1 protein-coding gene is annotated in these 537 nt (G+C 67.2%); it reads right to left on the bottom strand.

Translation table 11 applies throughout. The annotated features are described in order from the left end of the window. Positions 1 to 65 precede the first annotated feature (65 nt). Positions 66 to 537, bottom strand: a 472-nt coding sequence (locus tag KD1_RS16045; protein WP_169795424.1) for a 3'-5' exonuclease, incomplete at its 5' end; no start/stop codon positions are given.

Genomic DNA, 537 nt, shown 5'->3' on the forward strand with positions numbered 1-537 from the left:
CAGGGGGTGGCAGGCGCAAGGTCATGCAGAACGCGTGAAATAGCACGCGTTCTGCATGACCTTGTTCAGGCGCCGGCGTCGGGCAGGAGCGTGCTGGGTTCCCCCGTCCACAGAATCACGAGTTCGTCACGGGCGCGGGTGGCCGCCACGTACAGCAGCGACCGCTCACGCTGGATCGCGTCTTGGTACTCGGCCGGCGGCAGACTCTTGACGGCAAAGGCGGCCGGGAGCGCCGCGGCGTCGGCTCCAAAGATCAGCACCCGAACGAATTCCATCCCCTTGGCCCGATGCATCGTCATCACGACCGGTTTGCCGGCCGGCAGCGCCTTGTCCTGCACGAATCGAACGGCAATACCTCGCTCATCCAAGGCCCGGACGAGCTGGTCTCCGGCCTGTTCGGTGCGCACCAGAATGCCGAGCGTTTCCGGAGCGTCGTCACCGTCGAGCCAACCGCGGAGCATCGCCGCGGCCTGGTCGTACTCATCGGTGAGCGACCTCGCCTCCACGACGCGAGGTACCGGCCCCGACCGCGCCGAG

This window comes from Kribbia dieselivorans NBRC 106261, from assembly GCF_001552435.1.
In the GTDB taxonomy this organism is placed as follows: Bacteria; Actinomycetota; Actinomycetes; order Actinomycetales; family Dermatophilaceae; genus Kribbia; species Kribbia dieselivorans.